Below are 7,682 nucleotides of genomic sequence, written 5' to 3' on the forward strand. Positions count from 1 at the left end.
TCGGTTGGAAGTCTCCAGCAGAAACCCTCGCGCTTCTCTTGGAAGCGAGTATTATAGCACCTGTTGCGACGACCGGTTGAATCCGCCCAGTTCACCAGCATCGACTTCACCAAGGTCCTGCTCGCCAGCGACATCAAGATCAGCATGGACGGCAAGGGCGCCTGGCGCGACAACGTCTTCGTCGAACGGCTCTGGAAATCCATCAAATACGAGGAGGTCTATCTTCGGGCCTATGAGACCGTCAGCCACGCCCGGACATCGATCGGCCGGTACCTCGACTTTTACAACGCAAGACGCCCACATTCGAGCCTGGGCCGGAAAACTCCGGACCACGCCTACTTCAATCAACCGCTTCTCGCAGCGGCATAAAACCCGGCAGACGATCCACTTATCAAGCCGTCGAGCCTGTTCAGACAAACCGAGCCACCTCTTTGATCCTGGATCCAAGTCCCTTATACGACGTTTCATACCCAATATAGAACCTGCGCGGAACAACGCGCGGGGTCGAGTAAGCCGCGCCACATCCTTCGGCGAAATAGGGAGTTACATGACAGCCAAGATCGCAATCACCAGCCTCTACAAGATATTCGGCGACCGCCCGGACGCCGCTTTGGACATGCTCCGGCGGGGCGAGGGAAAGGAGGCGATCCTTGAATCGACGGGCGCGACCGTCGCGGTTCAGGACGCAACTTTCGAGGTGGCCGAAGGCGAGATCTTTGTCGTCATGGGGCTGTCGGGGTCCGGCAAATCGACACTGGTACGCCTGTTGAACGGGCTGATTCCGCCGACCTCGGGGCAGATCATCATCGATGGTCAGGATGTCGCGCAGGCGAAGGGTGAGGCATTGCGGACTATCCGACGCAATACCATCACCATGGTGTTCCAGCATTTCGCGCTGTTTCCCCACTGGAGCGTTGCCGACAACGTGGCCTATGGGCTGAAGGTGAAGGGAATGGCGCCGGAAGAACGCCGGGAGCGGGCCCTGGCCGTTCTTGAACAGGTGGGTCTTGTGGCATGGGCTGACAGCCTGCCGGGTGATCTGTCGGGCGGGATGCAGCAGCGTGTCGGTTTGGCGCGGGGGCTGGCATCCGACCCGCAGGTGTTGCTGATGGACGAGCCCTTTGGCGCGCTCGATCCGTTGATCCGCCGCGAGATGCAGGATGAACTGCTGGAGCTTCAGAAAAAGCTGAAGAAAACCATCGTCTTTATCACCCACGATCTGAACGAGGCGATGCTTCTGGGCGACACGATCGCCATCATGAAGGACGGTCTGTTCGTGCAGGTCGGCACCGCGCAGGACATCGTAAGCAACCCTGCCGACGATTATGTGCAGGCCTTCGTCGCCGATATCGACCGTGGCCGGGTCTTTACCGCCGGCGATGTGTCGACTGCTCCGGTGACCGCGCAACTGCACACCGACAGCGCCGAGGTTGCGCTGCGCCGGATGGAGGAGTCGCAGCTTGACGCGCTTTATGTGCTGGACGGCGACACCGTGTCAGGCGTGGTGACACACCGTGATGTATCGGCTGCGCTGCGCCGCGACAGTCCGGGCGACGCCGCACTTGGTGCGTCCCTGATCACCGATTTCACGGCAGTGAACCAGGATACTTTTCTTCATGAACTGTACGGCCCGGCGGGCACCGGTCTGCCGATTGCCGTGACCGGTGACGACGACCGGTTGCTCGGTGTGGTCGAAACCCAGGCCGTGCTGGCGCAGCTTGACAACGATATTCCGGCCCCCCCTGACTATGACGCCCCAGATACCACCGGGGACGCAAACCCCGCCAAGGAGGCAGCCCAATGATCAGTCCTGCCGATATCGCCACGATTCCATTCGACGACTGGATCAACACCTTTGTCCGGGGCTGGCTGGTGCCGAATTTCCGGCCGTTGTTCCGCGCCGCGCAGGTGCCCGTGACGCTGGTTCTGAACAACATGAACGCTTTTCTGCTGTTCGTGCCAATGATCGTGACCACGGTGGTTTTCGCCCTTGCCGCGTGGAAATGGGCGGGGCGCGGCATTGCGATCTTCACCCTCATCGGATTTGCCTTTGTCGACATGATCGGCCTCTGGCCCGAAATGATGACGACCCTTGCGATGATCGTGACGTCGGTTCTGTTCTGTGCGATCATCGGTCTGCCGATGGGCATTCTGGCCGCGCGCAGCGATATGTTCTGGCGGATTACGCGGCCCATCCTCGATATCATGCAGACCATTCCGTCCTTCGTCTATCTGGTGCCGATCGTCATGCTGTTCGGAGTCGGAATGACACCCGGCATCATCGCCACAATCATCTTTGCCATTCCGCCGATGGTTCGCCTGACCAATCTGGGCATCCGCAACGTGCGCGGCGACCTGACCGAGGCGGCGCGCGCCTTCGGGTCGACCGAGTGGCAGATGTTGTGGGATTTGCAAATCCCGCTGGCGCTGCGTACGATATTGGCGGGCCTGAACCAGACGCTGATGCTTGCGCTGTCGATGGTGGTGATCGCCGCCCTGATCGGCGCCGGCGGCCTTGGTCTGATCGTCAACACCGGCCTTGGTCGGCTTGACGTGGGCGGGGCAACGGCGGGTGGCGTCGGAATTGTGATCCTGGCCATCGTTCTGGATCGCATCACCCAGGGGCTTGGTGAAGGCAGCACGCTTTCCCTGCGTCAGGTGCTGACCCGCACCTTGCGCGGCAAGGGGGCAGCGCCGGTTGCCGACGACACAGCGGCCAAACCCTGAACATTCTCCACGACGGTGCCAAGGCACCGTCGTAAACGCGGCACCCAGTGCCGCCTCCGAAGAAAGGATCAGATATGATGATCATTCAGAAGAAAACCGCTCTTACCCTTGGAACCGCAGCGTGGGTCGGCTTTGCCGCCGCGACCGGCGCGCTCGCCCAAGACATGCCCGGTGAAGGGACGACGATCCAGATGGCCCAGCCCACCTGGGACACCGGCTGGTTCCACACCGAAATCTATGCGCAGATGCTCGAAGAACTCGGCTATGAGATGAACGACACGATGACGCTCGACAACCCGATCTTCTATCAGTCGGTTGCCTTTGGCGATGTGACGATGTGGGTCGACGGCTGGTTCCCGTTGCACAACACCTATCGCGATTCCTTTGAGGGCGACGCCGAACTCGTCGGAGCCGTGGCCGAGGGCGGCGCGCTGGAAGGCTATCTTGTCGACAAGGCCAGCGCCGATGAATTCGGGATCACCACGCTGGACGATTTCAAGCGTGACGAAGTCAAGGAAGCCTTCGACCGCAATGGCGACGGCAAGGCCGACATGGTCGCTTGCCCTCCCGGCTGGGGCTGCGAGATCAATATCGAACACCACCTTGATGCCTATGATCTGCGTGACCACGTTAATCCGATCAAGGCAGGTTATTCCGCGTCGATGGCTGATGCCGTCGCCGCGTATCAGGGCGGCGAGCCGATCCTGTTCTACACTTGGACGCCCAACTGGACGGTGAACGAACTTGTCCCCGGCGAGGATGTCGTCTGGATCGAGGTGCCCGAGGTCGATCTGCCCGAATCGCTGATGAACTTAGCCGATGCGGCGACGATGGAAGGTGTCGATGGCTGCGTGAGCGACCCCTGCACCCTTGGTTTCCCGGCCAACGACATCGTTCCGGTCGTGAACACCGCGTTCCTGGAAGACAACCCCGCAGTGCGCACGCTACTGGAAGAGGTTAGCATCCCACTGTCCGCGATCTTCGCGCAGAACGCCGCGATGAATGAAGGCGATGATGACATCGAGGCTCAGGCAGCCGCTTGGATCGAAGACAACCGCGCTGAAGTGGATGGCTGGCTCGACGCCGCCCGCGCCGCCGCGCAATAGGATTCTGGTTGGTTTGCCGACGGGAAACCCCGTCGGCAAACCATACAAGAGTTACGGTTGCACATGTGGCGCGGCGCTATGCGATGAGCACCAACCTGATCCATAGGTGGCTGCGTGATCCCCAGGTCGACTCCGCAATAGCGAGGGTGATCAGGTTGGAGAAAAGTGCGAGAGGGATAGCAGCCCGTTTGGTTGCTTCGTTGCAGGTTCGCGGAACGATGCAACAATTGGCAGGCGTTGGGAAATACACCTATTCAGCTGCATGCGTGACACCGAATTCCCGCGCCAGTTCCTCGGCCAGATGCGTCCTTTCCCATGAGAAGCCACCGTCTTCGTCGGGGAGGCGGCCGAAATGGCCGTAGGCGGAGGTGCGGGCATAGATCGGCTTGAGAAGGCCAAGATGCTCGCGAATGCCGCGCGGGGTGAGGCGGACCAGCTCGCGCAATACCGAGGACAGCTTGTCGGTGTCCACTCGTCCCGTGCCGAATGTTTCGATATAGAGCGCAACCGGTTCCGGAAGACCGATCGCATAGGCGAGCTGTATCTGGCATTTGTCGGCAAGGTCTGCGGCGACGACGTTTTTCGCCAGATAGCGCGCGGCATAGGCTGCGGAGCGATCGACCTTGGTCGGGTCCTTTCCGGAGAAGGCGCCGCCGCCATGGGGCGCCGCACCGCCATAGGTATCGACGATGATCTTGCGCCCGGTCAGCCCGGCATCGCCATCAGGTCCTCCTATGACGAAATTGCCGGTCGGGTTCACGATCAGGCGGTCGTCTGGTACGGACCATTCCGTCGGGAACACCGCGGCGAGGTAAGGCTCGACGAGCGCGCGTACATCTTTTTGGCTGAGCCCTTCGATATGCTGTGTGGAAACAACTACGGTGTCGAGCCCCACGGGTTTGCCGTTGCGATATTTCAGCGTCACTTGGCTCTTAGCGTCAGGGCCGAACTCCGGCCGCTTGCCCGACTTACGGTCTTTGGCCATCAGTCGCAGGATCCGATGCGAGGCCTGGATCGGAGCCGGCATCAATTCCGGGGTCTCATTGCAGGCATAGCCGAACATGATGCCCTGATCGCCAGCACCTTCTTCGCCCTTGTCCCCTTCGTCGACACCCATGGCGATGTCGGTCGATTGCGCATGCAGGAGATTGTGGACGGCACATGTGCGCCAGGAAAACCCTTTCTGCTCGTAGCCGATATCCCTGATCGCCTCGCGCGCGATTTGCTCGACGCGCTGGCGGATTTCTTCGGGACCGCGCACTTCGCCGGCAATGGTCACGTGGTCCGTCGTGGCCAGCGTCTCGCATGCGACACGGCAATCGGCGTCGGCGGCAAGATACGCGTCCAGGATGGCGTCCGATATCCGGTCGCAGACCTTGTCGGGATGGCCTTCCGACACAGATTCGCTCGTGAACAGCCAGGTCTTGTCGTTCATTGATTTGCTCCTTGCGTTTGACGGGAGTGCGGGCAGCGAGGTGAAGAGCGGCGTGCCACGCCGGATGTCGGTTGCGCACATGACTTATGCGGACGCGTTGGCACATCGTGGCTGGCGAGGTTTCGGCGCCAGCCAATTCGTGAGCCTTACTGATGGCGTATGAATGGGCCGCCGGTCGGCGGATCAACCGGCTTTGCGGAACAACTGGATACCCCAGGCCAGATAACCATCGTCGGCGGCCTTGACCCAATTCGCCAGTCCGACCTTCATCTTGTCGAGATATTCCGCCGAGGCCCCGTTTTCGCGCAACCTGTCGTAATTGGCGACCAGTTCTTCACGCACCCGGTCGTAGTGGGTGCGCAGGTGCAAGGTCATGTCGTCCTGGCGCAATATCTCGAAGCCATGTGCCTGTGCGGTCTCGCGGTAGAATTGGAACGAACCCAGGCTGCCAAGCTGCAAGCGGTCGTAGACCGGTTGCAGCACGCCTTCGGCCACATCGTTCTTCTGGCAAGGGTCGGTGAAGACGAAGTAGCCTCCGGGCTTCAATACCCGCCATACTTCCTCCAGCACCTTTTCACGCTGGTCAGAATGCAGCATCGCATCCTGACTCCACACGACGTCATAGGAGCCGCCGGGTTCGGGAATATCCTCAAACGCGCCGTGGAGGATATTGATCTTGCCTGCGAGCCCGGCGGCACTCGTCCTGGCGCGATTGTAGGCGTTCTGCGTCTCGGAGATGTTCAGGCATGTGGCCGCGCAGCCGTGGCCCATTACAACCCGTCGCATCGAGCCGCCATAGCCGGCGCCGATATCGAGAATCAGCGTCGACCGCCCAAGATCCGGAACGAGAGCTGCCATGCGGTCGACGGTTTCGTCGCTTGCGGCGCGAATGTCCCGCGTATCGTCATAGATGCCGATATGAAGATCTTCCCCACCCCATATCGTGGAGTAAAAGATGTCGGCGTCATTGCTGTCGTAATAATTCTCGGCGCTGTTGCGCAGACTTGATGTGGCGTGTGAGCCGCCACTCGGGCGGACGAGTTGCAGCGCGGACTTTTCTGCCACATGAATGAAGAAATCCGGGTCGTTCTCGGCATAGGTTTCCTGGAAATCGCCATAGGTGCGCACGCGCTGGAAACCGGCTTCGGACAGAAGGCGGCGAACGTAATTCTTGCGGATGGGGCAAAGGTTCAACGCATATTTTGCGCCGTCGGGAAAGCTGTAAAGCATGCGCACGAGACCCTCATCGATATGAGAAGGCTCGGCGCTGACCTTGTCGCCACAATAGTAATATTTGTGCTTTGAAGAAAAACCCTCGTCAAGCATTGTATCGTAATTACGCTGGTCGAGAATCAGAATTCCGTCGTGCTTCAGCGCGGCGTAGAATTCGGCGAGCGCCCGGCGCCGATCCTGCTCTTCGTGCAGATGGGTGAATGAGTTGCCGAGGCAGATGATCGCGTCATACTTGCCGTGGATGTCACGATTGAGCCAGCGCCAGTCCGCCTGCACGGTTTTGAGGATGAGGCCGCGCGCCTGGCCGTTTTCGAACGCCTTGGCGAGCATCGACGCCGAGCCGTCGGCGGAGGTCACGTTGAAGCCGGCTTCGGTCAGGCACACCGAATGAAAACCTGTGCCAGTGGCAACGTCGAAAACAGTCTCTTTGCCGCGTGCCCTCAGCACGTCGGTAAAGAATTGTCCCTCGCTTTCGGCACGCGCGTGCCAGTCGATCAGTTCGTCCCATTTCTCGACAAAGGTTGTCACGTACTCGTTGCGATATTGGTCCGTTTCGCGATCCAGAAGCGGGTCGCCGCTGTAGATCTGATTGGTCAGCGTCAGTTCTGCGTTTGTCGCATGGGTACGGGACATGAAGTCTCCTCTGTTTCCTTCAAGGTCATATGGCAGGCCACAACGCTCCTGCTCGGCCCGCATGAGACGCAGGCAAGCGATTGTGGCAGCGGCTGGGTGGCTGGTAGAGCGGATGCGCATGTTTGGCGCAGTTATCGCCGCCTGGAAGAAGGTACCACCATGTAATTCGATTGGCGAAGCATATTCACGTTTAATGCTGCCGAAAACGCTCCATACCGCGATAACGGAGCGGTACGCAAGCGTTATAGAAAAGAATCAGTTGGCGAATGCTTCGATAGGCGAACGATCAATGGTTCCGACGACGGCGCTTGGGTGTCGATATCGTATTGTTTGAGCGTGTTGCCAGGGTGGCGCGGCGGCGGCGACCCGGCAACCTCACTCGGGTTTAGCGCACTTGGTCGTCATCATTGATCACGTTCGCTTCCCCAGTCGACTTGCGATCGAGTGCGCCGACGTCAGAGCTATGGCTGAAAATGGGTGATGGGGCCTGAGAAGGCGGCGTATCGTGGCGGGTGCTGAAGCCTGCCAGAACCTCCCGAAGGAGCGAT

Annotated in this window: 5 protein-coding genes and 1 pseudogene; 4 read left to right on the plus strand and 2 right to left on the minus strand. The window is 60.0% G+C overall.

The features are described from left to right. Positions 1-78 precede the first annotated feature (78 nt). The 4 genes and pseudogenes from VQ044_RS23010 to proX form a co-directional block, all read left to right on the plus strand. Positions 79-369: pseudogene (locus tag VQ044_RS23010) on the plus strand (transposase); the annotation flags it as partial. 178 nt (positions 370-547) lie between these two features. Beyond that, a complete protein-coding gene (locus tag VQ044_RS23015; RefSeq protein ID WP_327649848.1) occupies positions 548-1,804 on the plus strand; it encodes a quaternary amine ABC transporter ATP-binding protein in 1,257 nt (418 codons plus the stop codon). After that, positions 1,801-2,727, plus strand: a complete 927-nt coding sequence (locus VQ044_RS23020) for an ABC transporter permease (RefSeq protein ID WP_327649850.1) — start codon at positions 1,801-1,803, stop codon at positions 2,725-2,727. Before VQ044_RS23015 ends, VQ044_RS23020 begins: the two co-directional genes overlap by 4 nt. A gap of 77 nt (positions 2,728-2,804) precedes the next feature. Further along, complete coding sequence (gene proX / locus VQ044_RS23025) at positions 2,805-3,833, plus strand: glycine betaine/L-proline ABC transporter substrate-binding protein ProX (protein WP_327651350.1); 1,029 nt, start codon at positions 2,805-2,807, stop codon at positions 3,831-3,833. 250 nt (positions 3,834-4,083) lie between these two features. On the opposite strand, the gene metK is transcribed toward proX, so the two are convergent. Together metK and VQ044_RS23035 are read right to left on the minus strand one after the other, a co-directional pair. Further along, a complete protein-coding gene (metK, locus tag VQ044_RS23030; RefSeq protein ID WP_327649853.1) occupies positions 4,084-5,268 on the minus strand; it encodes a methionine adenosyltransferase in 1,185 nt (394 codons plus the stop codon). 183 nt (positions 5,269-5,451) lie between these two features. Continuing rightward, the gene (locus tag VQ044_RS23035) at positions 5,452-7,134 is read right to left on the minus strand and encodes a glycine/sarcosine N-methyltransferase (RefSeq protein ID WP_327649854.1); all 1,683 of its coding nucleotides are present in this window, start codon (positions 7,132-7,134) and stop codon (positions 5,452-5,454) included. Positions 7,135-7,682 lie beyond the last annotated feature (548 nt).

It is taken from the genome of Aurantimonas sp. C2-5-R2 (assembly GCF_036549495.1).
GTDB lineage: Bacteria > Pseudomonadota > Alphaproteobacteria > Rhizobiales > Rhizobiaceae > Aurantimonas > Aurantimonas coralicida_A.